This window comes from Marinobacter metalliresistant, assembly GCF_038098645.1.
Taxonomy (GTDB): domain Bacteria; phylum Pseudomonadota; class Gammaproteobacteria; order Pseudomonadales; family Oleiphilaceae; genus Marinobacter; species Marinobacter metalliresistant.
In genome coordinates this window covers 3,101,494-3,127,303 of sequence record NZ_CP101118.1, presented here as the reverse complement: position 1 = coordinate 3,127,303, position 25,810 = coordinate 3,101,494, and the positions used below count along the sequence as shown (strand labels likewise).

Below are 25,810 nucleotides of genomic sequence, written 5' to 3'. Positions count from 1 at the left end.
GAAAGCGGAACCGGACTATCACCCACCCAGGTCGCCCACCGCAACATCGGGTGTTTTTCCAGGCCGGTCTCCGGGCTGGCAGGCGGAACCGAGGTTCCCGGGCAATCACCTTCCCATGCCATGACGACACAGTGGCGCATCAGATTGCCGTTATCCTGCTTACCGTTGCGGGGGCAGCATCGGACTTGCGCTGGCAATGCCAGGCTCACCGATTTCCCGTTTCACCCGTCGCGCTGTGCGACGGACACCTGAAAAAAGTACCGGAAGGCTAGCAACACCGACGAAAGCGGTCAATGAGATCCGTCAAATGTCGACATGGCCGCTGCTTCCTACCACTGCTATATTGCTTATCTCAGATTGATTTTCCTCCGTCAAAACAGGGAGTTTTATGCAGGCCGAGCTTATCGACATCCGCAATCACATGGCGCAGTACCCGCCGTTTGACGAGCTGCCCGAGGAGCTGCTCGACAGGGTGGTTGGCGGCATTGAGGTGGTGTATTTCAAGGCCGGCACCCAGATCCTGGAGTTCGGTGAGCAGAACACCTGGCTTTGCTATGTGCGCAGCGGGGCCGTGGAGATCTATCGGCGCACCGGCGAGCTGTATAACCGGATCGGCGAAGGAGAGATATTCGGCCAGTTTGGCCTGCTGATGCGCAAGAAGGTGCGGTTTCCGGCGAAGGCCCTCGAAGACACGCTGATCTACAAGATCCCCGGTGAAACCTTCCACTACCTGTGGGAAAACGATGAGAATTTTGCCGATTTCGTGGAAATCGAGGACCGCAGCCGCCTGCGATCCGCCCTTTCCCGGCGGGAAAAGTCGAACCAACTGATGACCTCAAAAGTCACCCGCCTGATTGCCCGGGAACCGGTCTCGGCGCCCTGCACGGTCCGGCTCCAGGAAGCCGCCCGGATCATGACGGACAATGGCGTTTCCGCCCTGCTACTGATGGACGAGGAAGGTGAAAAGCCGTTGCTAAAGGGCATTATTACCGACCGCGACCTTCGCACCCGTGCGCTCAGCGAAGCCCTGCCCTCGGAGACACCCATCAGTGACATCATGTCGGAGGACCTGATCACCATCCGCTCGAACGCCTTCATCTTCGAAGCCATGCTCACCATGCTTCACAACAATGTGCACCACCTCCCCGTGATGGATCGGGACGAGGTGCGGGGCGTGATCGCCCTGTCCGACATTGTGAAATACGAGAGCCAGAGCAGCCTTTACCTGGTCAGCAATATCTACCATCAGCAGGATGTTAAAGGCCTGAGGAAGATCAGCCGGGATGTGCGCGACAGTTTCGTGCGGATGGTAAACGAAGACGCCAATTCCCACATGATCGGCAGTGCCATGGCCGGAATCGGGCGCAGCTTTACCCAGAGGCTGCTTGAGCTGGGCGAGGAAAAACTCGGCCCGCCCCCGGTTCCCTACTGTTTCATGGCCCTGGGTTCCATGGCCCGTGATGAGCAACTGGTAGTGACGGACCAGGACAACGCCATGATCCTGGACGACGGGTTTGTTCCCGAACAGCACGATGAGTATTTCCTGGCGCTGGCGAAATTTGTCAGTGACGGACTGGCCGAATGCGGATACACCTACTGCACCGGCGATATCATGGCCACCAACCAGAAGTGGCGGCAGCCGCTGCGGGTGTGGAAAGGCTACTTCACCGACTGGATTGACAACCCGAAGGCCCAGGCCCTGCTCAACAGCAACATCTTCTTCGATCTGGACGGCATCTATGGCCAGACCGAATTTGCCGAGCAGCTGAAAACCCTGGTGGCCGACAAGGCCAGCAACAGCCAGCGGTTCCTGTCACTCCTGGCCCGCAACGCCCTGAACCGGACACCGCCCATCGGCTTTTTCCGCACATTTGTGCTGGAAGAGGACGGCAAACAGCAGAAAACCTTCAACCTCAAACGCCGGGGCACCGCTCCGCTGTCGGACCTGATCCGGGTCCACGCCCTGGCCTGCGGCTCCCGGGCCCAGAATTCCTTCGAGCGGCTGAAAGCCATCGGCAATACCAAGCTGCTGCTGGACGATGATCTCGGCAACCTTCGGGACGCCCTGGAATTCATTTCGATTGTCCGGATACGACACCAGGCCCTGGCCATTGAGGCGGGGCGGGAGCCGGACAACAATGTCCGGCCGGAAGACCTGTCACCCTTTGAGCGCAGCCACCTCAAGGATGCCTTCCAGGTGGTCAGTAATGCCCAGAAATTCCTGAAATTCCGGTACAACACCCAGGTGACCCGCAATGTCTGATGACTCGCGGGCTGAACACTCCCTCACCAGCCTGCCATGGCCGGAGCAGTATCAGGCCATGGCCGACCAGAGTAAGTCACCGCTTCTGAAAGCTTTTTACGAGAGCGGATGCGTATCGCCCGATACGCCGCTGTCAGAGGTTCCGTTGGTGGCTGTCGACTTTGAGACCACAGGCCTCGATGCCAACCAGAACTCGATTGTCAGTATCGGTCTGGTGCCCTTCACGCTGGACGGGATCCGGTTGGCCGAGGCCAGGCACTGGATCGTGCGCCCGAAACTGCCCCTGCACCAGACCTCCATTGCCATCCACGGCATCACCCACAGCGATATCGACAAGGCACCGGATCTGGAAGACATTCTTGAGGATCTGTTTGCCTGCCTGAGTGGCCGTGTCCCTGTTGTCCACTACCGGAATATCGAACGACCGTTCCTGGATGTGGCGCTGAAGTGGCGGCTTGGTGAAGGCATCCGCTTTCCGGTCCTCGACACCATGGCCATTGAGGCCCACCTGCACCCGAACCGCCAACCTACCATGTGGCAGCGATTCCTGGGGAAAAGTCCGGTATCGATCAGGTTAGCGGACAGCAGGCTGCGTTATGGGCTGCCCCATTACGCGGCCCACAACGCGCTGATCGATGCCATTGCCACGGCGGAGTTGTTGCAGGCCCAGGTGTTACATCACTTCAGCCGGCAAACGGCGATTGGCGATCTCTGGCTGTAGCCTTATTGTCGGATTACGCTGCGCCAATCCAACCTTCCCAGATGCCCCAATCCCGCCGCCTGGGCGTCCGGCCCGGCTACTGACTGGCCATATCGGCCTTGGGTTGGACCTCGTTGATCCATTCGCCATAACCCGCCGAAGCCATGTCCTCCAGGGGAATGAACTTCATGGCAGCGGAATTCATGCAATAGCGCAGTCCCGTGGGGGCCGGGCCATCGTTGAACACATGGCCCAGGTGGGAGTCCGCGTAGCGGCTGCGAATTTCCGTCCGGCTCGTGAAGAATGAGCTGTCATCCCGCTCAACCACCGCATCCGGCGTGATGGGACGGGTAAAGCTGGGCCAGCCGGTGCCGGATGTGTATTTGTCCCGGGAGGAGAACAGGGGCTCACCTGAGACAATATCCACATACAGGCCCGCCCGCTTGTTGTCCCAGTACGGGTTATTGAATGCCGGTTCGGTGCCGTCTTCCTGGGTGACCTCATACTGCCTATCGGTCAGCCGCTGTTTCAGGGTTTTCTGATCAGGCTTCACAAAGCTCTGGCGATCAAAGCCCGGGTCCGCCTCGCCGGTCGCCATGGCTGCCGGCCTGAATCGGGAAAAGTCCAGTTCGTAGTCTTCACCATACACCTTCTCGATAAACTGATAACGGCCTGAATTGAAGGTGTAGAAGTTATAGCGAATCGGATTTTTCTTGTAATAGTCCTGGTGGTACTTCTCTGCCGGATAAAAGGTTTTCAACGGCACAATTTCAATCAGCACCGGGTTGTCGTAGATACCTGATGCCTCAAGCGCCTGCCTGGCCGCCTCCGCCAGGCGCTTCTGCTCATCGTTGTGGTAGAAGATCGCCGGGCGGTACTGCCGACCCCGGTCCACAAACTGACCCTTGATGTCGGTCGGATTCATCATCCGCCACAGCCCGGCCAGCAGACCTTCGTAGGTCATTTTCTCCGGGTCGTAATACACCTGGACTGCTTCGGTGTGGCCAGTGCGGCCAGACGAGACCTGCTGGTAGGTGGGATTCTGTTCATCGCCACCGGCGTAACCCGAGACCGCCTCGACCACGCCGGGGATCTTTTCGTAACCGGCCTCGACACACCAGAAACAGCCGCCGGCAAAGGTGGCCACCGCCAGCCCGGGATCATCCGGTGCGAATTCTGTGTCTTTGCGATCCTGCTTGTCAGCGGTCGCGTAAGCCGCAAACAGGCCACCGAAAGACACCAGCGCCAAGGCGGCCAACATACCCGTAATCGTGCGTTTCATGATAACTCTCCTCTACGTGATTCCATGCCGACAGCGTACCGCCCCGGATTCACGAAAGCGTTCGGTAGTTGTCACGAATCCATAACATCGTGGATTATTTACCGGCGGCACCCTCTGGCTCATCCGCCAGCGGAAGCCAGACAGAGAAAACAGCGCCGGTGTCACTGCGGACCGAGAGCCGGCCCTGCTGCAGGGATACCATCCGCTGGGCAATGGCCAGGCCGAGCCCGGCGTGGCCGATGCGAGAGGAGCCAGGGGCCTGATAGAAAGGTTCGAACAGGTGATCCATATCGGCCGCGTCAATACCGGGGCCGGCATCAGCCACGGTAATCTCCGCGCCATGCTCCCCGGCGGCGACGCCAAGGGTGATCTCGCTGGCCCTGGGCGAATGGTTGATGGCATTTCCTATCAGGTTATCCAGTACCCGCTCGGTCATGGCGATGTCGGCCAGAACCCGCACAGGAGCAACCTCGACAATGGACAGGGACACGCCGGCGTGTTCGGCTTCGGGCCGGTGTTTCTGCACCACATCGTGCAGCAGTTCGGCAACCACGAACGGCTCGGGTGTGGGCTGCTTTTCCCGGGCATCCAGGGCTGCCAGCTCAAACAGTTCTTCCACCAGGCGTCCGAGCCGGTGAGTTTCCGCCAGTGCCACATCGAGAAACCGGGCGCGCTCATCGCCACTCAGGGTATCCTGCTTAAGGCGTAACGCCTCAATGTAGCCCTGGATCGACGCCAGGGGGGTGCGCAGGTCGTGAGACACCTGGGCTACCAGTTGGCGGCGCTGGGCGTCCTTGTCTTTCAACTGGTCCAGTTGCGCGGCAATGCGCCCCGCCATCTGGTCAAACCTGGCGGTCAGGTAATCGATATCGTCGCCTTTACCGTCGACTGCGGGCGTTCGTTCAGGAGACATGCCGCTCTCAAAGGCCTCAACCCGCTCGGTCAGTCGGGACAACCGACGGGTCAGCAGGCGGAAAAACACCAGGCCCGCAAGCAGTCCGACAACCAGGCTCACCGCCAGAGCTCCGGCCCCCATCTGCAGTAACCGGTCGCTGTGCACCATGCTTTCGGCCAGATCGTATTCCTCTCCCCGAAGCACCACATACAGGTAGCCGGTGGGATCCTCTGCGGAAGGGACAGGCGTTACCGAGAACACCTTGTGCCGGTCATGGCTGCGGGGGTCGTCACCGGGCAGCGGGTAGGCCTCCGGATTTTCCAAAAGGGTCCGGATCGGTTCCAGGGAAACCCGGTTACGCTTGATCTTGTCCGGGTCGGCGGAATAGGAAAGGATCTGCCCCTCCCTGTCCAACAGGTAAATCTCAATGCTTGGATTGATGGTCATGTACAGTTCGAACAACTGCCTGAGGGCATCCCGGTTGAGCTTGCCGTCGGTAACCAGGTTGCGATCTGACACCAGGTTACGGGCCAGATCGCGATTGAGCTGATGGCTCACCGCCGCGGAATACTCCCGGACCGAGGCCAGGCTCAGGAAGGTAAACAGCCCCCCCACCACCAACAGCAGAAGGAACAGGCCAATTGCCAGCCGGGCATAGAGCGTTCGGAACACCGACAGAGCCATGATTAATCCATGAACCGGTACCCAACGCCCCAAACGGTCTGCACATACCGGGGGGCGGCGGGATCAGTTTCAATCTTGTTGCGCAGGCGGTTGATATGGGTATTCACGGTATGCTCGTAGCCTTCGTGGTTGTAGCCCCAGACCGCATCCAGCAGTTGCGCCCGGCTGAACACCCGGCCCCGATGGCTGGCAAAGTGCCAGAGCAGATCGAACTCCCGGGCGGTGAGTTCCACTTCCACCGCCTGCATAAAGACCCGTCTGCGGACAGGGTCGATACGCAGCCCGTCGACTTCGATTTCTCGGGCGTCATTGTCGGAAGCACGATGGGAGGAAAGGGCGTCCACACGCCGAAAGAGCGCCTTGATGCGGGCCGACAGCTCAGCCACGCTGAACGGCTTGGTGAGGTAATCATCCGCCCCCATTTCAAGCCCCAGAACACGGTCGAGCTCGGTACTTTTGGCCGTCAGCATCAGCACCGGCACGTAGCCACCTTCGGCCCGGATCTCCCGGCACACCGCCAGACCATCCAGCCCGGGCAGCATCAGATCCAGAATCACCAGATCGATGCCGCCCTCACGGAAACGCTCCAGACCGGTGTCGCCCCGATCCATCAGGACCGCCTTCATACCCAGGTCCGATACCTGCATGCGGACCAGCTCTCCGATGCCGGGGTTGTCCTCAATAATCAGTACGGTTCTTGTCATGATCTCCGGACTCGTTGTAACCACCGGTGGCTTTCACTGCTATTCAAAGGGGAGTGTAGGCTGAAAAGTTCACAAAACCATCACAGCCCCGTTTCCGGGCCTGCATAGCGGCCTCCATGTTTAGTCGTTAGAATGAATCGAAATTACGGCACGAGGTTCCAGTGGCAGACAAAACCATAAGCAGGGCGACACCCGCGGATGCGTTCAAGCGGGCACGGCGCATGTGGCTCAAGGGTGAGCGCATTCACCTGGCATCTCTGTCTGACGAACTCGGAATTGGCCGGGCCACCCTGTTCCGCTGGGTCGGCAACAAGGACCTGCTGATCGGAGAGGTTCTCTGGTCCCTCTACGATCCTCTGCGGTTGGAAGCGCTGGAAAAAACACCCGGTGACGGCGTGGATTTTATTGTCGGCGTTTACCGCCGCACCAACTCCACCATCCTGCACTTTGAGCCGCTTCGGCGCTTCATCAATCAGGACCCTGAGTACGCCCTGAAAATCCTGACATCTTCCCAGTCTGTCCTGCACACCCGCACGGTGGAAGCCAACACCCGGATGCTGAAGGAGCAGGTGGCGGCCGGGCATATCAACCCGCCGATGAATATCGACAGCCTGTCCTACTTCATGGTGCGGCTGGCGGAATCCTGCTTGTACAGCGACATAATCGGCGGCCGCGACCCCCGGGATGAGGAGCTGGAGGATGCCTGTACGGCTGTGCGGATTTTGCTTGGAGGGAAGGCCTGACGTCGGGAGCTGGTCGTGAAGGCGGGGTCAGATGAAAGCTTTCATCTGACCCCATGTTCGGACCCCATGTTCGCGTGAATTTGCAGGCTGGTCGGCTGAGGGCGGGGTCAGATGAAGGCTTTCATCTGACCCCATGTTCGTACTATAGCTGCAGCGACCGAACTTCCAGGAACTCTTCAAGCCCCCACTTACCAAACTCGCGGCCGATGCCCGAATGCCCGAAGCCGCCAAACGGCGCCATGGTGTTGAACGCGCCACCGTTGACGAATACCTGGCCGGTGCGCAGTTTGCCGGCAATTGTCTTCGCCTTGCCGGCATCCGCGGACCATACGGCTCCGGAGAGACCATAGCGGGTACCATTGGCGATTCTAATGGCGTCCGTCTCATCCTTGTAGGGAATGACGCACAACACCGGCCCGAAGATTTCCTCCTGGGCAATGCGGCTGTCAGGTTTCACGTCGCCGAAGACCGTGGCCTTCACAAAGTAGCCTTTATCACACCCTTCCGGGGCTTCCGGACCGCCGGCAATCAGTGTGGCGCCGTCCTCGATGCCCAACTTGATGTAATCGATCACCTTGTCACGCTGCTGCGCGGAAGCCAGTGGGCCAAGACGGGTGGTTTCTTCCAGCGGGTTGCCGGGGGTCATTTTCGCCACAGCAGCAGCGGCCAGTTCGCAGGCTTCGTCGTGCTTGTCGGCCGGCACCAGCATGCGGGTCAGTGCGGTGCAGGTCTGACCCGAATTCAGCAGGCAGTTGTTCACGGTGCCCTTGACCGCTGCGGCCAGGTCGGCGTCCGGAAGGATGACCGAGGCGGACTTACCCCCCATCTCCAGGGCAATCCGCTTGAAATCCTCCGCGGCAGCGTGGCCTATCTGATGCCCGGTCCGGGTGGAGCCGGTGAAGGACACCATGCGCACATCCGGATGCTTTATCAGAGTGTCGCCGACGGTCTGTCCCAGACCACACACCATGTTGAAGACACCCTTGGGCAGGTCGGTACCGTCCAGGATCTCGGCGAGAATATAAGCGGTCTGGGGTGCAACTTCCGACGGCTTGAGCACCACCGTGCAACCGGCCGCAATTGCAGGTACGACTTTCAGGATCACCTGGTGCAGGGGATAGTTCCAGGGGGTGATACAGCCCACCACACCCACCGGCGCGTACTGCACTTCGGAGTTGCCGGACTGTTCGGTAAACGGGAAGTCCGGCAGCATCTTCAGGTAGCTCTTGGTCACAGCGGCCGGCATGCCCGCCTGGATCGGGGCAGCCAGTTTGATCGGCATGCCCACTTCCCGGCAGACGGTTTCGGCAATTTCGGGAGCGCGTTCTTTGAGGCCCGCGTGCAGCTGCTCCAGCACCTTAATACGCTGCTCAAGCGTGCTCTCGGACCAGTTGCCAAAAGCAGCGTCCGCCGCCGCAACCGCCTGTTCCATTTCTCCAGGGCCGGACGCGGGCACCCGGGCAATGACCTCGCCGGTGCCGGCTTCGTGAACATCGATCATCTCGCCGGTCCAGGAAACCCACTGGCCGTTGATGTAGTTCTTGCTCAGTTCTCTCATATTCTTCCCCTTACTCAAATACGATTACGCCCCGGCCGTTCTTACCTGCCACCATATCATCGAAAGCCTGGGCGGCCGCCTCAATAGGGTAGGTCCGGGTAACCAGCTCAAGTAGAAAGTGGGGTCAGATGAAAGCTTTCATCTGACCCCCTGTTCATGACCCCGTGTTAAAATCAAAGGTCACCGAATTTCCTGCCCTCGCTGACCAGCTTCTCCAGCAGGGCTGAAGGCTCCCACTGCTCACCGCCGACGGTATCCCGGTATTTCTTCACCGCACAGAGAATGGTGTCCAGACCTTCCTGGTCGGCCCAGAACATGGGGCCGCCGCGGTGGGCCGGGAAGCCGTAACCGTAGATCCAGACAATGTCGATATCCAGCGGACGGTCGGCGATACCCTCCTCCAGGATCCTGGCACCTTCGTTGATCATCGCATACATACAGCGCTCGAGGATCTCCTGGTCGGTAATCGCCCGCGGCGTAATTCCCTGCTCCTTGCGGAACTGCTCGATCAGCTGCTCCACTTTCGGGTCCGGAACCGGCTTGCGGCTGCCTTCTTCATACTTGTATACACCTGCCAGGGTCTTCTGGCCAAGACGGCCCTGCTCCGCCAGCTTGTCCATCCAGCTGGCCGGAATGTCCTCACCCGCCTTGCGGCGCTCTTCCCGGATACGGTAACCCACATCAATCCCGGCCAGATCGGACATCGCAAACTGGCCCATCGGGAAACCCAGATCAGTCAGCACCTTGTCTACCTGCTGCGGGGTTGCCCCCTCGTCCACCAGTGACATGGCTTCGGTGCCGCGCTTGTGCAGCATCCGGTTACCGACAAAGCCATAACCGTTGCCAACCATGACACCGACCTTCCTGATCTTCTTGGCCACCGCCATCACGGTGGCTTTTACCTCATCGGAGGTCTTGCTGCCGCGCACGTTTTCCAGCAGCTTCATGACGTTGGCGGGGCTGAAGAAGTGCATGCCCACAACGTCTTCCGGACGCTTGGTGGCAGAAGCGATCTCGTCGATATCCAGGGTCGACGTGTTGGACGCCAGGATGGCCCCGGGCTTGCAGACCTCATCCAGCCTGGCAAAGATTTCTTTCTTGATGGCCATGTTCTCGAACACCGCCTCGATCACCAGGTCGACATCCCGGAAATCGTCGTAGGTCAGGCTCGGGGTTATCAGCGCCATGCGCTGTTCCACCTGCGCCTGGGTCAATTTGCCCTTCTTCGCGGAGTTCTCGTAGTTACGGCGAATGATGGCCAGGCCTTTGTCCAGGGCTTCCTGCTTTACCTCGACGATGGTGACCGGAATCCCCACGTTCACGAAGTTCATGGCAATACCGCCACCCATGGTGCCGGCACCGATGATGCCGACACTCTTCACGTCACGGACCGGGGTGTCCTTGGCCAGCCCCTTCACCCTGGAGACCTCACGCTCACCAAAGAACGAATGGATCAGACCCCCGCGCTGGGGCGATTCCATGCATTCCATGAACAGTTCCCGCTCGCGCTTCATGCCTTCATCGAAGGGCAGGCTGAACGCGGCTTCCACGGCATCGACGCACTTGAACGGAGAGAACAGACCCCTGGCCCGCTTCTTCAGCTCGTCGCGGAACTGATCGAAAACATCGCTGCCCTTATCCGCTTCAATTTTGTCGGTAATGTCCCGAACCCGACGCACAGGTTTGCCCTCATCGGCCACCTTTTGCGCATAAGCCAGGCCCGCCGCGCGGATATCATCGCCATCGTCCACTGCATCCAGAATACCCAGAGCCAGGGCATCCCTGGCACCGACAAATTCACCGGTGGTGATCATATCCAGCGCTTTCCTGGCGCCGGTCAGGCGCGGCAGTCGCTGGGTACCGCCCGCGCCGGGCAGCAGCCCCAGTTTCACCTCCGGCAGTCCCACCTTGGCACTGCTGACCGCAACGCGATAATGGCAACTCAGCGCCGTTTCCAGGCCACCACCCAGGGCCGTGCCGTGGATTGCGGCAACCAGCGGTTTGTCACTGTTCTCAAAGGTATTCACCAGCGCCGGCAGGGTCGGCTCCTGCATCGGCTTGCCGAATTCCCGGATATCGGCACCGGCAATAAAGGTGCGCCCTTCACAAACCAGCAGCAGCACCTTGGCGTCTGCGTCCTTCTGACCTTGCTCCAGGGCTGCGAGCAGACCGGAGCGGACAGCCTGGCCGAGGGCGTTCACCGGCGGGTAGTTCACGGTAATAACGCCGATCTTGCCTTCCCGGTTATAGCTAACGACCTCAGACATATTTTCTCCTCGCATTCTTTCTGGAATATGATTTTAACTAGCGAAACATGCGTACGATTTAATACAAGTTCCGTGACGGTTTCAACCACCCATTAAACTACAGGTATAAAAAAACCGCAGAGGTTTCTTCTGCGGTTTTTTTTCGAACCTGGAGTCTGGGAGTCTACGGGTAGGGTCTTCCGAAACACGCTGTGAATACGTCCCTGTACGCTCTGCTCCGCCATCCATGGCTCCGCAAGGTTTCGGAAGACCCTACCCGCAGCCTCCCGTTCAGCTTTGGCATTTAAACGCTACACACCCAGCGACTCTATATCTCCTGCCAGCATCGCCAACTGGTGAGCAATGGAACCACGAAGCTTTTCAGCGGGCACCAAATAGGACGGCGCGGCACAGGTCAGGGCCATGATGGTGCCATCCTGCAGGTGGATGGGAACGCCGGCGGAATTGATATTCCGGTCCCACTCGCCAATGGACAGGCAGAAACCGTGCTCCTTGTAGTCCTTCATGGCCTGATCGAGGCTCTCTTTCTTTTCTGGCCAGGCATCGCTGTATTTCACGGCCATGGCGTCGTCGATGACCAGGCGGGCCTTGTCGCTGATGGCGCAGTAATAGGCGCGGCCAGCCGAGGTGGTGGCCATGGGCAGTTTCAGACCGATGTCCATGCGCAACAGGGAGGCCTCAGGCGGCAACCGGTTTTCCACATAGATCATGTGCAACCGGTCCCGGCAGGTGAGGCCAACCGACATATTGGTCTGGCGGGCGAACTCGTCCATGTAGGGTTTGGCCAGCTGGCGTACCTTGAGGTTGGAAACATAGGCATAGCCCAGCGCCAGCACTCCGGAACTCAGCTGGTATTTCTCCAACTGGGTGTTGTAGCTCAGGTAACCGAGTTTGGTGAGGGTGTAGGTCATCCGGGAAACGGTCGGTTTGGGCAGCCCGGTGATGCGGGCAATGTCCTGGTTGCCCAGAATGACCGGGCCCTGGCTGAACGCACGGAGCACATCCAGGCCGCGGGACAGGGCCTCGACAAACTTGCGGTCTTTCTCCGGCTTCACGGGTTCACCGTCACTGGATGCCACTTTCAGTTCTGGTGAACTCTGCTTTGTTCTTGCCATAATGGGACGCCCTCCAACCGCGTCGCCTGCTCCGGTGTCCGGGCGCGGATTGTCCGGCAGCGCCATCGGTCGGGCTTGAACACGCTTGCATTTGCCCAACACCCGGATTAGTCTTTCGATTCTCAATTACAAAACTGTATTTCGCTAATCGAAACTATGTTAGTGCATATTGCCAGGAAATCCCAATGAAAGGGTTTTCCGATTGTTGCTTTCAGGAGAATACACATGGCTTCCGCACCCTGGGATGACCTGCTGCAATTTGACAAACAACTTGAAGAAACCGAGCGTCAGGTCCGCGACAGCATCCGCAACTTCTGCGATCAGCAACTGATGCCCGGCATCGTCGAGGCCAACCGGCATGAGAAGTTCGACCGGAACATCTTCAACGAGATGGGCGAGCTGGGCATGCTGGGCGCCACCCTGCCGGAAGAGTATGGCGGCCCGGGTCTGAATCACGTGTGCTACGGCCTGATTGCCCGGGAAGTGGAGCGGGTGGATTCCGCCTACCGTTCGGCTCTGAGCGTACAGTCCTCTCTGGTTATGCACCCCATCCATGCCTTCGGCCAGGAAGCCCTGAAAAAACGCATCCTGCCAAAACTGGCTTCCGGCGAATACGTGGGCTGCTTCGGCCTGACCGAGCCCAACCATGGCTCCGATCCCGGTGGCATGGAAACCCGCGCCAAAAAGGTTGACGGCGGGTACCTGCTGAGCGGCTCGAAAACCTGGATCACCAACTCCCCGATCGCGGACATCTGCGTGGTCTGGGCCAAGCTTGACGGCAAGGTAAACGGCTTCGTGATCGAGCGTGAAGGCGCAGAGGGTCTGGACACGCCGAAGATCGAGGGCAAATTCTCCCTGCGGGCGTCCGAGACCGGTTCCATCTTTATGGACGAAGTGTTTGTGCCGGACGAAAACAGGCTGGAGGTTGAAGGTCTGAAGGGTCCGTTCAGCTGCCTGAACAAGGCCCGTTTTGGCATTAGCTGGGGCTCACTGGGTGCGGCCGAGTTCTGCTGGCACGCCGCCCGCAACTACACCCTGGAGCGCAAGCAGTTTGGCAGGCCCCTGGCCGCCAATCAGTTGATCCAGAAAAAGCTGGTGGATATGCAAACCGAGATCACCCTCGGCCTGCAAGCGGTACTGCAGCTCGGCCGCATGATGGATGACGGAACCGCCACTGCGGATGCAATCTCGCTGCTAAAACGTAACAACTGCGGCAAGGCTCTGGACATCGCCCGGGTTGCCCGGGACATGCACGGCGGCAACGGCATTGCCGATGAGTACCACGTGATCCGCCATGTCATGAACCTGGAGGCGGTGAACACCTACGAGGGCACCCACGATGTGCACGCCCTGATTCTTGGCCGGGGCCAGACCGGGATCCAGGCATTCAACTGATACCCACGGAGACGCCCGAAAACGAAACAGCCCCTCACGATGAGGGGCTGTTTCGCGTCAGGCGATAGCGCTTTTATTCAATCTCCATCAGCACCTCGCCGGGAACCACCCGGTCACCCTTGGCAATGAACACGCCTTTCACCGACCCGGCGATGGTCGCCTTAACTTCGGTTTCCATCTTCATCGCCTCGATGATCAGCACCGGATCGCCGGCCTGGACATCGTCACCTTCCTTGACCAGGACATCCACGATATTGCCCGGCATACTTGTAGTGACATGGCCTTCTTTGGTAGCACTCGCGCGGCCACCGCCCTTGCCGCCAGCCTGGTTTTCATCACCTTCCGAGGCCAGGTGGATTTCCTCGGGCACGCCATCCACAGTCATGTAGAAGCGCCGCTCATTGTCGCTGACCGGGTTGGCACCGGTCACATGAATGTCGTAGCTCTCACCATGCACCGTAATCTTGAAGCGGGTCGCCACCGGCCCGCCGCTGCCTTTCGCTGCTATCGGCTCCAGCGGCTCTGGCTGCAGGTTGCCATCGCGGCGCTGCTCCAGGTAGCCCCGGGCCTGATCCGGGAACATGGCGTAGGTGAGCACATCCTCTTCACTGGTCGCCAGCTCTCCCACCTGTTTTCGCAACTCGTCGAGCTCACGGGGGATCAGGTTGGCCGGGCGCTCATCCACCAGCTCTTCCTTACCCACGGCCCGGCGCTGAAGCTCCTGATCTACGTTGGCGGGCGCCTTGCCGTACCAGCCCTGCAGGTATTTTTTCACCTCATTGGTGATGGACTCGTAGCGCTTGCCCCCCAGCACATTGATCACCGCCTGGGTGCCAACAATCTGGGACGTGGGGGTCACCAGCGGTGGATAGCCCAGATCCTTGCGGACACGGGGGATCTCCTCGAACACCTCCTGGATACGATCCAGGGCGCCCTGCTCCTTCAGCTGGTTGGCCAGGTTGGACATCATGCCGCCGGGCACCTGGGACAGCAGTACCGAGGTGTCCACGCCGTTGTAGTCGCTTTCAAACTGGTGGTACTTTTTTCGCACCTCCCGGAAGTGGCGCGTGGCCTTGTCCAGCAGCTCCAGGTTCAGACCCGTTTCGAAACCAGCATCGTGCAATGCCGCCACCAGAGACTCGGTGGGCGGATGACTGGTACCACCGGCAAAGGCCGACAGGGCGGTGTCAATGTGGTCGACGCCCGCTTCCATCGCGGCCCACTGGCACATGGGCGCCATGCCCGAGGTGGCATGGGAGTGCAGGAACACCGGGAGGTTCAGCGTCTGCTTCAGCTTGCCGACCAGCTCGGCGGTCACCGCCGGCGTCAGCAAACCGGCCATGTCCTTGATGGCGATGCTGTCAGCGCCCATATCAGCCATGGCTTTGGCCTGCTCCAGATAGGCATCGCTGCCGTGTACCGGGCTCACGGTGTAACAGAGGGTGCCCTGGGCATGCTTGCCGGCCTTCTTCACAGCCTTGATGCTGGTTTCCAGGTTGCGCACGTCGTTCAGGGCGTCAAAAATGCGGAACACGTCTATTCCGTTTTCGGCGGCCTTGGCCACGAAGGCCTCGACCACGTCATCGCCGTAATGGCGGTAGCCCAGCAGGTTCTGGCCACGCAGCAACATCTGCAGACGGGTGTTGGGCAGGGCCTTGCGCAGGGTACGCAGGCGCTCCCACGGATCTTCCTTCAGGAAACGCACGCAGGCGTCGAAGGTGGCACCGCCCCAGCATTCCAGCGACCAGTAGCCAGCCTGGTCCAGCCATTCACAGGCCGGCAGCATGTCTTCGGTACGCAGTCGGGTGGCTATCAGTGACTGGTGGGCGTCCCGCAGGATAACGTCGGTAATATGGATCTTGCGCTTGGTCATGGGATCTCTCCGATATTCTTTTAAAGGCCCGCCTGGGCCGCGATGGCAGCGGCAATGGCTGTGGCAATGGATTCGGGGCGGGTCTTGGCGCTGTACTCGAGCAACTGCGGATTACGCTCTACGAAGCCGGTATTGAATTCAGCGGCCTGAAAATCCGGATGCTCCAGAATCTGTTTGTAATACGGAATGGTGGTCTGGACACCGTAGATGCCCATGTCGCCCAGCGCACGGCGGGAGCGGGCAATCAGCTCCGGCCAGTCCATGGCCCAGACAATCAGCTTGGCGCACATGGAGTCGTAGTAAGGTGGAATCTCGTAGCCGGTGTACATATTGGCATCGGTACGGACACCGGGGCCGCCGGCCGAATAGTAACGGCTGATCCGGCCAAAGCTGGGCAGGAAACCGTTCTTCGGGTCCTCGGCGTTGATCCGGAACTGGGCTGCGAACCCCCGATAGGAGATATCCTCCTGCTTCAGCCCAAGAGGCTCACCCGCGGCTATTCGAATCTGGGCCTTAATGATGTCCACACCGGTAATCTCCTCAGTGATGGTGTGTTCCACCTGAACCCGGGTGTTCATTTCCATGAAGTAAAAGCTGCCATCGTGGTCCAGAAGGAATTCCACGGTGCCGGCATTAACGTAGCCACACTGTTTTGCGACCCGCCTGGCGAGATCACCGATATACTCCCGCTGGCTCTCCTCCAGCTGGGGGGACGGTGCCAGCTCGATCAGCTTCTGGTTGCGGCGCTGGATCGAGCAGTCCCGTTCATAGAGATGAACGACGTTGCCATGAGTGTCCGCAAGAATCTGAACCTCAATGTGACGGGGCTCGATGATGCACTTTTCCAGGAATACCTCGGCGCTGCCGAAGGCCTTGGTGGCCTCGGAAATCACCCGCTCGTAATTCTGCCGCAGCTCCTTCTCGTTATCGCATCGTCGGATGCCGCGCCCGCCACCACCGGAGGTGGCTTTCAGCATCACCGGGTAACCAATGTCGGCAGCCTGGGCCACAGCGTCTTCCACGTCGTTGAGATTACCTTTGGAGCCGGGGGTTACCGGCACACCAGCGGCTAAAGCCGTTTGCCGGGCCTGGGTTTTGTCCCCCATCGACGCGATGGCGTCGGCCGTGGGTCCCACAAAAGTAATGCCACGCCGCTCACAAATAGCCGCAAGCTCGGCGTTTTCCGACAGGAAACCGTAGCCGGGATGCAAGGCATCGCAGCCGGTTTCCACCGCCATGTTCACGATGTGGTGCGGATTCAGATACCCCGACAGGGGATCCTTGCTGATCTGATAGGCTTCGTCGGCTTTCTTGACGTGCAGGGAGTACTCGTCAGCCTCCGAATGAATGGCGACTGAGCGGATACCCAGTTCGCTGCAGGCCCGGGCAATCCTGACCGCAATCTCTCCGCGATTGGCAATCAGCAGCTTCCGTATAGCCATGGAAAATCCTCCAGGTGATGGAAGTCGTTTGAATCGAAAGGTCGGTTGGAGTGGCACGAGTGCCGCTCACACAGATGGCCGTCAGGCCAGGGGCGGTGCCTGTGGCAGCACCGGGAAACTGGCGCAGGGCACCAATCCGGAAAAGCTCCGGATCTCGCAAAGGATACCGCCGGGCGTCAGAGTGAAATCCCGGAGACGGTCGCTGCCGGGCACGTCTCCTTCCTGAGCACCATCGCCCATCGCATCTGAGCACAACAGGCAGGAGACCGGCTCACAGCCCGGGAGCACCGGCGTATTTTCAGCAGAATAGGCGAGCAATGAATCCAGACCCAGTGCCAGAATGATAACGAGGCGTAGCATCTGAATCCGGCAATTTTGGTGGGCGTCCTGCATGGGCGTCCTTTAAGGTGACTAAAGTCTTAGTCAGTGTCACGTGATTATCACATCGGTTCAATACGGTTTTTTGGGTGAGAAGCATCGACTTTTTCGATTGATGAAAGCTTCGGCGCCGTATGGGCACCGAAGCCGTTGCCCGATCTAGAAGCCTCCTTTTACCACATGGACAATTTCATAGAACTTGGTTGCCCGGTGCTCCAGATCGATGGCCAGGTCAAGCCGCTGCAACAACTCCCGGGCATATACCAGGCCTCTGAGATAGGAACGGGATTGCTGGTGCCGATCATCATCCAGCACCAACAGATACTCCTCACGGACCTCACGGAAAGTGCTGACCAGATCCCCGACAGTTGCCGCCCGCAAATCACGGTAATGAATGGCCGGCAAATCGCTGATGGGGCGCATGATGTCTCGCACCCGCAAGTCTTTCAGGGCCACACCCTGCCGGCTGGCCACACTCATCGGCTTCTCGCCGTTCACATCCTCGATGGCCAGAATACCGAGGCAGTCACCCGCCTGGTTTTCCACTACCTTGAAGGAGTTGTCGGCAAGCTTCATCCAGAGTCTCGCCTCGGAGACGGACATATCGGAATTCAGCTCCGACAGTTTCTGCTCGGCAAAATCGGTGAGCAGGTGAACGGCCGAATCTTCTCTACCAATGTGCGACAGCGGCTTGGCGGTCGGTAACGCACCGGTGCGCGCCAGATCCCGCACTGGCAATGCATTGAATACACTGTTCATGATAAACCTCGTGAATCTGAATTCAGGTTGGAACAGCCCTGCGCAGGCATGAGCAATCCCGTTGTTGTCAGAATCAGGCGAGGCGGGGCGGCCCTTGAGGCAGTACCGGGTAGCTCAGCAACCTCAATGGCGGCCGAATAAAATCAAGGCTGGCGGAGAAGACGGGCCGAAAATCCCCTTCCGGGAACAGAAGGGACGACGTGATGAAGACGGAAGCATCCGGCGACGAGGAATCCCCCGCACCATCAACCGAAATCAGTGTCGGGGTAAAGTGGTCATCAATCTGGGGATCAATTGCCGGGTGGGACGGTCCGTTGAGGAACAACACAAACAGACCGGTGACCAGCAGTGCCAGGAGGCTGAGCTTCACGCTGCTTCTGTTAATGGAGCAACTCGGCATATGGAGGGTCTGCTGTCGTTATTTGAACGTCTCGTCTATTACAAACATATAGCCTTTTGGGTCCAATGCAAACTCTCGACCACGTTAAAAGTGCGCAATGTGCTCAAGTGATCTGGCTCGCCGGGCCATTGGCCCCTATGCCATTCCGTTCGTGGAAGAGGAACTGGAAATGGACTACGACGGCGACTTCCTCTCTGACTAGAACGCGGCGCCGCTGGCTGCCCAGTACTTCAACAACCGCAAGCTGTCGATTTTCGGCGGATCCAACGAGATCCAGAAAAACATCGTGTCGAAAATGATTCTCGGGCTTTAAGGAGGCGACCATGGATTTCCGACTCAACGAAGAGCAGCAGATGCTGCCGGACACCGTGGTCACCTCACACTTACCGTTCACCCCGAAGGACCTTTCTGTTTGCGCTCCGACAAAACTGAAACAAATCAAAACAAATAATACACAACTCGCAATATGCGATTTGCCTTTAAGGCAAATGAAAACTTATTTTTTGCGCTCGATGAATATAACTTCCCCCCCTGAATAATCGAATTAGACATTCCATTATCAAGACTATATTTTACTATACAGCCCAGTCATTAAAGAGTATTCACAATAAAACCTGTTATCCTAATTTCACATAAAAATCAGAAGCATAATTTTTAATACGCTGCAATTATTCACTTTAAATATTAGGTTCTGAGAATGAATAATGTTTTATTAAACATGCCTGTGAAGCTCAAACTTTTAACAGCCTTCGGTTTGTTACTACTACTAACCGTGGGCGCCTCCCTGGCCTCTTATTCGGCGTTCGACAACCTCACCGATGGAAATAAAAAGGTCAAAGACGTCGCTTCTATCAACAATCTTGTTAAAGACGCCCGGTTTAATGAAAAAAACTTCTTCATGCGCAACGATCAGCGCTATGTCGAGAACACTCTAAGCGCCATCAAAGCCGCCGGCGAGACCGCCGAACTCGCCGCCCAGACCCTCGAAAGCCCCGAGCAAAAAACAGCCATGGAGAAAGTGCAGAAGGATCTCGTCGGGTACCAGGCAGCACTTCTACGCATGGTGGAGCAACGCGCCCAAAGCGGAGCGGCCCTGAAAGCCATGGAGGCGAGCGCCCGGGAAGCGGTCGAAGGCTTCACGCACCTGGAACAGTTTTTCCAGGCTCGATTGCTGGAACAACTGGCAGCGGGCCAGGACAATGATGCACAGGAAACGTTGCGGCTCGTTCGGCTGGCAGGTGAGCTGGCACGAGACGTACTGGATGCCCGCCGTATTGAAAAAAACTTCGTGATTTCGGAGAACCCTGAAGCGGCCGCTGAACTGAACCAGCGGATCGACTCCGTCGAGGACGGTCTGTCAGAGCTTGCCGGCTTTGCCGACACAACGGCAGCCCAAACACGCATTGAGCAGCTCGAAACCGCCCTCGAATCCTACGGACAGCAATTCGTCAGGCTGACCCGCAACGTTGAAGACATGAATCAGGATGAAGCCCGCGTCACCGAGCTGGCAAGGGACACGATAGCGCAGGCCGGGGCGGCCCTGGCCGAAGAACGGATGATCATGGACGAAGTCAGGGACAATGCACTGCTGATTCTCTTTGGCGCAACCATTACGGCTCTGGTTTTCGGTATCGGGGCGGCCCTGCTGGTTACCCGAACGATTGTCGGGCCACTTGATGAGCTTGTCTCTCATGCCGGGAAGGTCGCCGATGGCGATCTGTCCAACAACATCCATACAGACCGAAAAGACGATCTGGGCCGACTGATGATGGCCATGCAGGTTATGACGGAAAACCTGAGACACATGGTGAAGGAGGTCTCGGACGGCATCTCGCAGATCGCCAGTTCCGCGGAAGAACTTTCTTCCGTGACCGAACAAACCAGCGCCGGTGCCAACCAGCAGCGCGACGAGACCGACCAGGTTGCCACGGCCATGAACGAGATGACCGCGACCATCCAGGAGGTGGCACAGAACGCGGAATCCGCGGCCAGCTCCGCCTCCGAATCGGACACGGAAGCAAAAGAAGGCCATGAGGTCGTGTCTTCAGCCATGGCGAAAATTGAAACCCTGACGGAGGACATCAACAGCAGTGCCAAACTTATTTCCAAGCTGAGAGATGACAGCGCAAATATCGGAACCGTTCTTGACGTCATCCGCAGCATCGCCGAGCAAACCAACCTGCTGGCACTCAACGCCGCAATCGAAGCCGCCCGGGCGGGAGAACAGGGCCGGGGCTTTGCGGTCGTTGCGGATGAGGTCCGTGCGCTGGCCCTCCGGACCCACGAATCCACAGGCGAGATTGAAACGCTGGTGCAGACGCTTCAGCAAGGCGCGAATGAAGCGGTTGAAAGCATGCACGGCAACAGTGAGAGCGCGGAATCAGCCGTTCGCGTAACACGCAGCGCCGGAGAGGCCCTGTCCAGCATCGCAGGTTCAGTGTCCACGATCCAGGCAATGAACCAGCAGATCGCGACCGCCGTGGAAGAACAGACATCGGTTGCCGAGGACATCAGCCAGAGCGTGGTCAACATTCGTGAAGTGACCGACCAGACCGCTACCGCCAACAGCCAGATTGCGATCTCATCCAACGATCTGGCGCGCCTGGGCAGCGATCTTCAGCGGGTATCCGAACGTTTCAAGGTTTCGTAAGTAACAGTAATTAAAAATTTTACTGGACGCCTATGCATGAATCCCATACCACAACCACTGACCAATAAACCGCCTCGGACACCATCACCGTTAGTCGCGGTGATGGTGGACCAGAAAACCGGCTTGTCGTTTCTGGAGCAACTGGCCGGCTATAGCTGCATCGAGCCCGACCTTCAGGCCCTGAGAACGACGCCCTTTACCCTTGCTATCTTTGACATTGCCACACTGGCGAAGTGTGAAGACGAAGTTCGCGGTATCAGGCACAGCGCGCGGCCTTTTCCGGTGCCGATCCTGTTGCTTGTTTCCGATGATGATCTGCCACAGGCAGGTCATTTCATCGGAGACCTTGCTGACGATGTGATTCGTGTTCCGGTCTCAGCCGTTGAGCTGACGGCACGGATCGAATGCCTGATTCGCCTGACCCGCCTTGCTGGCGGCTGCAGGCCGAATACTGAGCCAGTCACGGGGGAGCCAGCCGGAGATTCGAGGGTATTGCAGGCGCTTATAGCCTGCAATGATCGTGTCATTCATGCTTGCAACGAACAGGAAATTCTGTCGGATGTCTGCAAGAGCCTGACCCGTGAAGGAGGCTACCCATTTGCATGGGTTGGCACGACTCATGGCGAAAGAGGCGGTACCATCAAGCCAGTCGCCGTTTCCGGCGTGGTCCTCAGCCAGCAGGGTGCTTCAGCGGTGGGTGCTCTTGACACCCGTCCGATGGAACACACCTTCGGGAGCGGCCGCCGTTTTCTGAAGACCCCCAACGCAGACGCCGGGTAGAGGCATTCACGCAATGCCCTCTCAGGCCGGAATGCGGTCACTGTCTTTCCGCTGACCAGCAAAGATGGCAGTCCCGAAACCTGTCTGGCCGTTTACACGGACTCGCCGGGCGGATTTCATGAACCTGAAATCCACCTGTTGCAACAGATGGTCGATTACACGATTTACGCCATTGAGGCCCTGCGCGAGAAATCCCGTCGTATACAGAGCGAACAGGAAGCCCGCAGACTGGCCTACCTGGACGGGTTGACCGGCCTGGCAAACCGCACAGCCGCGATCGAAGTCCTGGATCAGCACCTTCGTTCAAGCGGCCCCCACTCACCGGCCACCGGCCTGCTGTACCTCGATCTGGATGGCTTCAAGCTGATCAATGATGCCCTGGGCCACGACGCCGGAGACCAGGTTCTGAGCCAAGTCAGCCGGCGACTCCAGTCGTCCGTAAGGGATACGGACCTGGTCGCGCGCCAGGGCGGCGATGAGTTCATAGTTATCGCCTTTCATGACACGGGCATCGGCGAACCGGCCCAACTGAGATCAACAATGACCACGCTGGCCCAGCGGTTACTTGACTCGGTGGAAGCGCCGGTTCAGGTCCGTGGCCGGGATTATCACATCGAAGCGAGCGTAGGCATCAGTCTTTGCCCCCTGCACGGCAAGGACGCATTGTCGTTGCTGATGAAGGCAGACAGCGCCATGCACGAGGCCAAGAAACTCGGAGGTAACAGCTTTCAGGTTTTCTCTTGTGAGCATTCCGAGCGACAGCAGCATCGTCTCGAACTGGCAAACCGTTTGTACCGGGCCAGCGAAGACAACGCCTTCCAGCTTGCTTTCCAGCCTGTCATTGATCTGGCCGATGGACACATTTCGGGCGCCGAGGCCCTGCTACGTTGGCCACAGCCCGATGGATCCAGCATTTCGCCCGCCGAATTCGTGCCCGCTGCTGAAGAGAACGGTCTTATCCTGGGCATTGGCGAGTGGGTCATCGAAGAGTCACTGAAAACCATCAAGCGGTTGCGGGAGGCGGGCTTTCCCGACCTCCAGATCGCGGTCAACCTGGCCATCAGCCAACTGTGGCAGGCGGAGCTGGTCAATAACATCGTTGCTCGCCTGAACGACCTGGAGCTGCCTCCGTGCTCACTCATCGTGGAACTGACCGAAGGCTCACTGATGACCGATGTCGATCGGATGGAAGGGATTGTAAAAGAGTTTCGAAGTGTCGGAATCGGGGTGGCTATCGACGACTTCGGCACCGGCTTCTCATCCCTGGCCCGACTGAAGTCACTGCCTATTTCAACTCTCAAGATTGACAGAAGTTTCCTTATGGGAACCCCGGAAGACGAAAATGCGGTCAAGATGGTGCGGGCAATTGCCCATATGGCAGAGAGCCTTGGCATCCAGTCCGTGGCTGAAGGCATTGAGACCGAGGCGCAATGGCGCATGCTGAGTGGTCTGGGTTGCCAGTTCGGGCAAGGTTTCTATTTCGCCAGGCCCATGCCGGAACCCGACCTTCTGGCATTGCTCGCCAAGCGGGGAAAGGCATAGCGGAACAAGTGCTGAACTGAGATAACAAAGCGGGAGTACTGCCGCGAGCCCGAAAGCGGGTTACAACCAGGCGCTTTGGGAATAGGATGGTTGAAAGCTAGGCACATGAATCACCAGAGATGATTTAATGCTCTGAAGGCTTTTTTTGGCCCGGTTTATATGCATTTTGCAACTTTGTCTGTCCCGGATTTTAGCTGTAAAATCATCGTCTTGGAAACCGAGGCACAAGATGAGTTTAGGTCAGGCAATCAGGCGTTTAAGAAAACAGCGGGGAATGACACTGGCAGACCTGGCAGCGCGTTGTAACTCTCATGTGGGCAATCTGTCGCGCATTGAGAGGGAACAGGCAAAACCGAGCCTGGAGCTGCTCTACCGCCTGGCGCAAGCCCTGAGCCTATCTCTCACCGACATTTTCTCGGTTGCCGAGAAAAAACAACTGGATTCCGGGCAGGTCGCATTAAACGCAACCTTCATTTCCCTCCTTGAGGAAGACCGTCAGCTTCTCCTGGAGTTTGCGCAGCTTCTTCAGCGCCGGGCGTCACACCCCATGGATTCAGTGAGTGTGGGCCAGGACTCCCTGCCCGCCGATGCAACGGACGCTGACGCCCCAAACAACGACACGGAAAAATCGCCGGATTGACACAGGGCCTCATGGTGGCACCAACCGGGTAACCCATGCAACGGGGACAAAGCGGGGCAAGTTCACAGTGCAGGTAATGCGCCTGCAGCCGATGTCGAAGCTGTTCGTCCCCGCATCAATGCCCTGAGAGCCATCGCTGAGGAAAAGGCCCCTTAGACAAAACAGAGAAAAAGCCCGGCCATAAAACACGCCGGGCTTTTTCTGTACTGCCGGTCAGCTAACCGATCAGGATGGTTTTCACGCCACCAGGTTGTAGACGAATACGACAGCAACCGCGATGGGTGTGACAAACCGGATCAGGTTGTACCACAGCGTGAAGGCACCGCCTTTCAGGGCCAGGTCGGTTTTAAGTGACTCCTTCGCCACAAACCAACCGACGAATACCGCCGTCAGCAGGCCGGAAAGCGGCAGCAACACATTGGCGGTAAAGAAGTCCAGCAGGTCGAAGATGGTCTTGCCCTCAAAGCGCTCGAACATGGCCAGCGGAGCAACATCGGCCCAGACGTTGAGGGACAGAATCGAGGCAATACCCAGGGCCCAGCAGAGCACACCTACCAGGATGGCACTGCCAGTTCGGGCCAGGCTGGTCTTTTCTTCCACCCACTCAACCACCGGCTCCAGCAGGGAAATGCCGGAAGTCCAGGCCGCGAACAGCAGCAGAATGAAGAACAGGGTACCGAACAGGCCACCCATGGGCATGTTGCCGAACGCCAGCGGCAGGGTCTGGAAGATCAGTCCGGGCCCGGCGCCGGCTTCCAGACCATTGGCAAACACCACCGGAAAGATAGCCAGGCCAGCCAGCAGTGCCACCACGGTATCCATAAGGGCGACACTGACCGCTGTGCGACCGATGGAGATATCGCGGCCAAGATAGGACCCGTAGGCCATCATGATGGCCATACCCAGACTGAGGGTAAAGAAGGCATGGCCGAGGGCAATAAGAACCCCATTGATCGTGAGAGCTCCGAAATCCGGTGTGAACAGGAAGCTGACAGCCTCGCCAAAGTGACCGGTTGTTGCGGCATAGCCGACCACCAGCAGCAGCAGGATAAACAGGGCCGGCATCAGGATGGTCACAGCCCGCTCCAGGCCACCTTTGAGGCCCCGGGAAACCACCAGAATCACCAGCGCCATGAAGAGGGTGTGCCACAGCAGCAACTGGCCGGGGCTGGCCAGCAGATTACCGAACAGGTCACCAATGGACTCCGCAGTGCCGCCGGTAAAATCACCCATGGCAGCGTGGCCGACATAGGAAGCAGACCAGCCACCAATCACGGAATAGAAAGAGAGGATAACAAACGCGGCAATCATCCCGATGATCGCCGAGATCCGCCAGCCCGGGGAACTGAGGTTGCGTTCGGCGACCAGGCGCATGCTGGTAATGGGATTGTGCCGGCCATTCCGGCCGATAAACACTTCCGCCATCATGATGGGAATACCGATAACCGCGATACACAGCAGGTAAACCAGCACAAAGGCGCCACCACCGTTTTCACCGGTGATATACGGGAATTTCCAGATGTTACCAAGACCAACGGCAGAACCGGTTGCCGCCAGAATAAACGCCAACCGGGAGGACCAGAGACCACGAGCGGCCCCTGTACCGTTACCCGAAACCGAGTTGGACTGAGTCATGTTGTGTTCCTGTGCGTTTGGCTGAGAAAGGTCTTTAAAAAGACACAGCCACGGTGCTGCCGGGGCAATTGCTGCAAGATTTTGCCAGCACTGGCGCTGCGATGC

Annotated in this window: 21 protein-coding genes, 1 pseudogene and 1 riboswitch; of the genes and pseudogenes, 10 read left to right on the top strand and 12 right to left on the bottom strand. The window is 58.4% G+C overall.

Features of this window, described 5'->3' with window-relative positions; genetic code table 11:
- Positions 1-43: 43 nt before the first annotated feature.
- Positions 44-267: riboswitch (cobalamin riboswitch) on the bottom strand.
- 121 nt (positions 268-388) lie between these two features.
- Together NLK58_RS14580 and NLK58_RS14575 are read left to right on the top strand one after the other, a co-directional pair.
- Positions 389-2,263, top strand: a complete 1,875-nt coding sequence (locus NLK58_RS14580) for a putative nucleotidyltransferase substrate binding domain-containing protein (protein WP_117619150.1) — start codon at positions 389-391, stop codon at positions 2,261-2,263.
- On the top strand, positions 2,256-2,984 hold the full coding sequence (locus tag NLK58_RS14575) for a 3'-5' exonuclease (RefSeq protein WP_303288796.1): 729 nt from the start codon (positions 2,256-2,258) through the stop codon (positions 2,982-2,984). Before NLK58_RS14580 ends, NLK58_RS14575 begins: the two co-directional genes overlap by 8 nt.
- A 76-nt stretch (positions 2,985-3,060) precedes the next feature.
- Here the strand turns inward: NLK58_RS14575 and msrB are convergent, their stop codons facing one another.
- The 3 genes from msrB to NLK58_RS14560 all read right to left on the bottom strand — a co-directional run bounded on the left by msrB (position 3,061) and on the right by NLK58_RS14560 (position 6,528).
- Positions 3,061-4,245 (bottom strand): peptide-methionine (R)-S-oxide reductase MsrB, encoded by a 1,185-nt coding sequence (gene msrB, locus NLK58_RS14570; protein ID WP_117619148.1) that lies wholly within the window; start codon positions 4,243-4,245, stop codon positions 3,061-3,063.
- Between the two features lie 94 nt (positions 4,246-4,339).
- Positions 4,340-5,824 carry an ATP-binding protein gene (locus tag NLK58_RS14565; RefSeq protein ID WP_341581142.1) on the bottom strand — a complete coding sequence of 495 codons (1,485 nt, stop codon included), beginning with the start codon at positions 5,822-5,824 and terminating at the stop codon, positions 4,340-4,342.
- A 2-nt stretch (positions 5,825-5,826) separates the two neighbouring features.
- Entirely contained in the window at positions 5,827-6,528 is a 702-nt protein-coding gene (locus NLK58_RS14560) for a response regulator transcription factor (protein WP_117619146.1), read from the bottom strand.
- A gap of 161 nt (positions 6,529-6,689) precedes the next feature.
- Here NLK58_RS14560 and NLK58_RS14555 point away from each other — a divergent pair, with 161 nt between their 5' ends.
- Positions 6,690-7,271, top strand: a complete 582-nt coding sequence (locus tag NLK58_RS14555; protein ID WP_117619145.1) for a QsdR family transcriptional regulator — start codon at positions 6,690-6,692, stop codon at positions 7,269-7,271.
- A gap of 142 nt (positions 7,272-7,413) precedes the next feature.
- Here NLK58_RS14555 and NLK58_RS14550 read toward each other — a convergent pair whose 3' ends face one another.
- The 3 genes from NLK58_RS14550 to NLK58_RS14540 all read right to left on the bottom strand — a co-directional run bounded on the left by NLK58_RS14550 (position 7,414) and on the right by NLK58_RS14540 (position 12,211).
- Positions 7,414-8,829: an aldehyde dehydrogenase family protein gene (locus NLK58_RS14550; protein WP_117619144.1), complete on the bottom strand. Its 1,416-nt coding sequence runs from the start codon at positions 8,827-8,829 to the stop codon at positions 7,414-7,416.
- A gap of 173 nt (positions 8,830-9,002) precedes the next feature.
- A complete protein-coding gene (locus NLK58_RS14545; RefSeq protein WP_341581138.1) occupies positions 9,003-11,096 on the bottom strand; it encodes a 3-hydroxyacyl-CoA dehydrogenase NAD-binding domain-containing protein in 2,094 nt (697 codons plus the stop codon).
- Between the two features lie 290 nt (positions 11,097-11,386).
- Positions 11,387-12,211 carry an IclR family transcriptional regulator gene (locus tag NLK58_RS14540; protein WP_341581136.1) on the bottom strand — a complete coding sequence of 275 codons (825 nt, stop codon included), beginning with the start codon at positions 12,209-12,211 and terminating at the stop codon, positions 11,387-11,389.
- 225 nt (positions 12,212-12,436) lie between these two features.
- Between NLK58_RS14540 and NLK58_RS14535 the strand changes: the two genes are divergently transcribed.
- A complete protein-coding gene (locus tag NLK58_RS14535) occupies positions 12,437-13,606 on the top strand; it encodes an acyl-CoA dehydrogenase (protein ID WP_117619141.1) in 1,170 nt (389 codons plus the stop codon).
- Positions 13,607-13,679: 73 nt separating this feature from the next.
- Here the strand turns inward: NLK58_RS14535 and oadA are convergent, their stop codons facing one another.
- From oadA to NLK58_RS14510, 5 genes are all read right to left on the bottom strand, one after another.
- Positions 13,680-15,479, bottom strand: coding sequence for a sodium-extruding oxaloacetate decarboxylase subunit alpha (oadA, locus tag NLK58_RS14530; RefSeq protein ID WP_117619140.1), 1,800 nt, complete (start codon positions 15,477-15,479; stop codon positions 13,680-13,682).
- Between the two features lie 20 nt (positions 15,480-15,499).
- Positions 15,500-16,921: an acetyl-CoA carboxylase biotin carboxylase subunit gene (locus tag NLK58_RS14525; protein WP_117619139.1), complete on the bottom strand. Its 1,422-nt coding sequence runs from the start codon at positions 16,919-16,921 to the stop codon at positions 15,500-15,502.
- Positions 16,922-17,002: 81 nt separating this feature from the next.
- Positions 17,003-17,281, bottom strand: coding sequence for a hypothetical protein (locus tag NLK58_RS14520; protein ID WP_162893741.1), 279 nt, complete (start codon positions 17,279-17,281; stop codon positions 17,003-17,005).
- 177 nt (positions 17,282-17,458) lie between these two features.
- Complete coding sequence (locus NLK58_RS14515) at positions 17,459-18,058, bottom strand: hypothetical protein (protein WP_117619137.1); 600 nt, start codon at positions 18,056-18,058, stop codon at positions 17,459-17,461.
- 73 nt (positions 18,059-18,131) lie between these two features.
- Positions 18,132-18,428, bottom strand: coding sequence for a hypothetical protein (locus tag NLK58_RS14510; protein ID WP_341581130.1), 297 nt, complete (start codon positions 18,426-18,428; stop codon positions 18,132-18,134).
- 136 nt (positions 18,429-18,564) lie between these two features.
- Here NLK58_RS14510 and NLK58_RS14505 point away from each other — a divergent pair.
- From NLK58_RS14505 to NLK58_RS14480, 6 genes and pseudogenes are all read left to right on the top strand, one after another.
- Positions 18,565-18,771: pseudogene (locus NLK58_RS14505) on the top strand (pimeloyl-CoA dehydrogenase large subunit); the annotation flags it as partial.
- Positions 18,772-18,781: 10 nt separating this feature from the next.
- Positions 18,782-18,997 carry a hypothetical protein gene (locus tag NLK58_RS14500; RefSeq protein ID WP_341581128.1) on the top strand — a complete coding sequence of 72 codons (216 nt, stop codon included), beginning with the start codon at positions 18,782-18,784 and terminating at the stop codon, positions 18,995-18,997.
- 158 nt (positions 18,998-19,155) lie between these two features.
- Entirely contained in the window at positions 19,156-21,108 is a 1,953-nt protein-coding gene (locus NLK58_RS14495; protein ID WP_117619134.1) for a methyl-accepting chemotaxis protein, read from the top strand.
- 36 nt (positions 21,109-21,144) lie between these two features.
- Positions 21,145-21,888, top strand: a complete 744-nt coding sequence (locus NLK58_RS14490; protein WP_162893740.1) for a hypothetical protein — start codon at positions 21,145-21,147, stop codon at positions 21,886-21,888.
- 147 nt (positions 21,889-22,035) lie between these two features.
- On the top strand, positions 22,036-23,430 hold the full coding sequence (locus NLK58_RS14485) for an EAL domain-containing protein (protein WP_341582813.1): 1,395 nt from the start codon (positions 22,036-22,038) through the stop codon (positions 23,428-23,430).
- 274 nt (positions 23,431-23,704) lie between these two features.
- Positions 23,705-24,070, top strand: coding sequence for a helix-turn-helix transcriptional regulator (locus NLK58_RS14480; RefSeq protein WP_341581124.1), 366 nt, complete (start codon positions 23,705-23,707; stop codon positions 24,068-24,070).
- Between the two features lie 237 nt (positions 24,071-24,307).
- On the opposite strand, the gene NLK58_RS14475 is transcribed toward NLK58_RS14480, so the two are convergent.
- On the bottom strand, positions 24,308-25,705 hold the full coding sequence (locus tag NLK58_RS14475) for a sodium-dependent transporter (RefSeq protein WP_341581122.1): 1,398 nt from the start codon (positions 25,703-25,705) through the stop codon (positions 24,308-24,310).
- Between the last annotated feature and the right edge of the window lie 105 nt (positions 25,706-25,810).

Bases quoted from the DNA above. Each gene is read 5' to 3' on its own strand.
- NLK58_RS14485 (WP_341582813.1), top strand. From the start codon at position 22,036: ATGGTCGATTACACGATTTACGCCATTGAGGCCCTGCGCGAGAAATCC.
- NLK58_RS14520 (WP_162893741.1), bottom strand. From the start codon at position 17,281: ATGCTACGCCTCGTTATCATTCTGGCACTGGGTCTGGATTCATTGCTC.
- NLK58_RS14475 (WP_341581122.1), bottom strand. From the start codon at position 25,705: ATGACTCAGTCCAACTCGGTTTCGGGTAACGGTACAGGGGCCGCTCGT.
- NLK58_RS14535 (WP_117619141.1), top strand. From the start codon at position 12,437: ATGGCTTCCGCACCCTGGGATGACCTGCTGCAATTTGACAAACAACTT.
- NLK58_RS14565 (WP_341581142.1), bottom strand. From the start codon at position 5,824: ATGGCTCTGTCGGTGTTCCGAACGCTCTATGCCCGGCTGGCAATTGGC.
- oadA (WP_117619140.1), bottom strand. From the start codon at position 15,479: ATGACCAAGCGCAAGATCCATATTACCGACGTTATCCTGCGGGACGCC.
- NLK58_RS14560 (WP_117619146.1), bottom strand. From the start codon at position 6,528: ATGACAAGAACCGTACTGATTATTGAGGACAACCCCGGCATCGGAGAG.
- msrB (WP_117619148.1), bottom strand. From the start codon at position 4,245: ATGAAACGCACGATTACGGGTATGTTGGCCGCCTTGGCGCTGGTGTCT.
- NLK58_RS14490 (WP_162893740.1), top strand. From the start codon at position 21,145: ATGAATCCCATACCACAACCACTGACCAATAAACCGCCTCGGACACCA.
- NLK58_RS14515 (WP_117619137.1), bottom strand. From the start codon at position 18,058: ATGAACAGTGTATTCAATGCATTGCCAGTGCGGGATCTGGCGCGCACC.
- NLK58_RS14480 (WP_341581124.1), top strand. From the start codon at position 23,705: ATGACACTGGCAGACCTGGCAGCGCGTTGTAACTCTCATGTGGGCAAT.
- NLK58_RS14525 (WP_117619139.1), bottom strand. From the start codon at position 16,921: ATGGCTATACGGAAGCTGCTGATTGCCAATCGCGGAGAGATTGCGGTC.
- NLK58_RS14580 (WP_117619150.1), top strand. From the start codon at position 389: ATGCAGGCCGAGCTTATCGACATCCGCAATCACATGGCGCAGTACCCG.
- NLK58_RS14540 (WP_341581136.1), bottom strand. From the start codon at position 12,211: ATGGCAAGAACAAAGCAGAGTTCACCAGAACTGAAAGTGGCATCCAGT.
- NLK58_RS14545 (WP_341581138.1), bottom strand. From the start codon at position 11,096: ATGTCTGAGGTCGTTAGCTATAACCGGGAAGGCAAGATCGGCGTTATT.
- NLK58_RS14575 (WP_303288796.1), top strand. From the start codon at position 2,256: ATGTCTGATGACTCGCGGGCTGAACACTCCCTCACCAGCCTGCCATGG.
- NLK58_RS14495 (WP_117619134.1), top strand. From the start codon at position 19,156: ATGAATAATGTTTTATTAAACATGCCTGTGAAGCTCAAACTTTTAACA.
- NLK58_RS14550 (WP_117619144.1), bottom strand. From the start codon at position 8,829: ATGAGAGAACTGAGCAAGAACTACATCAACGGCCAGTGGGTTTCCTGG.
- NLK58_RS14500 (WP_341581128.1), top strand. From the start codon at position 18,782: ATGGATTTCCGACTCAACGAAGAGCAGCAGATGCTGCCGGACACCGTG.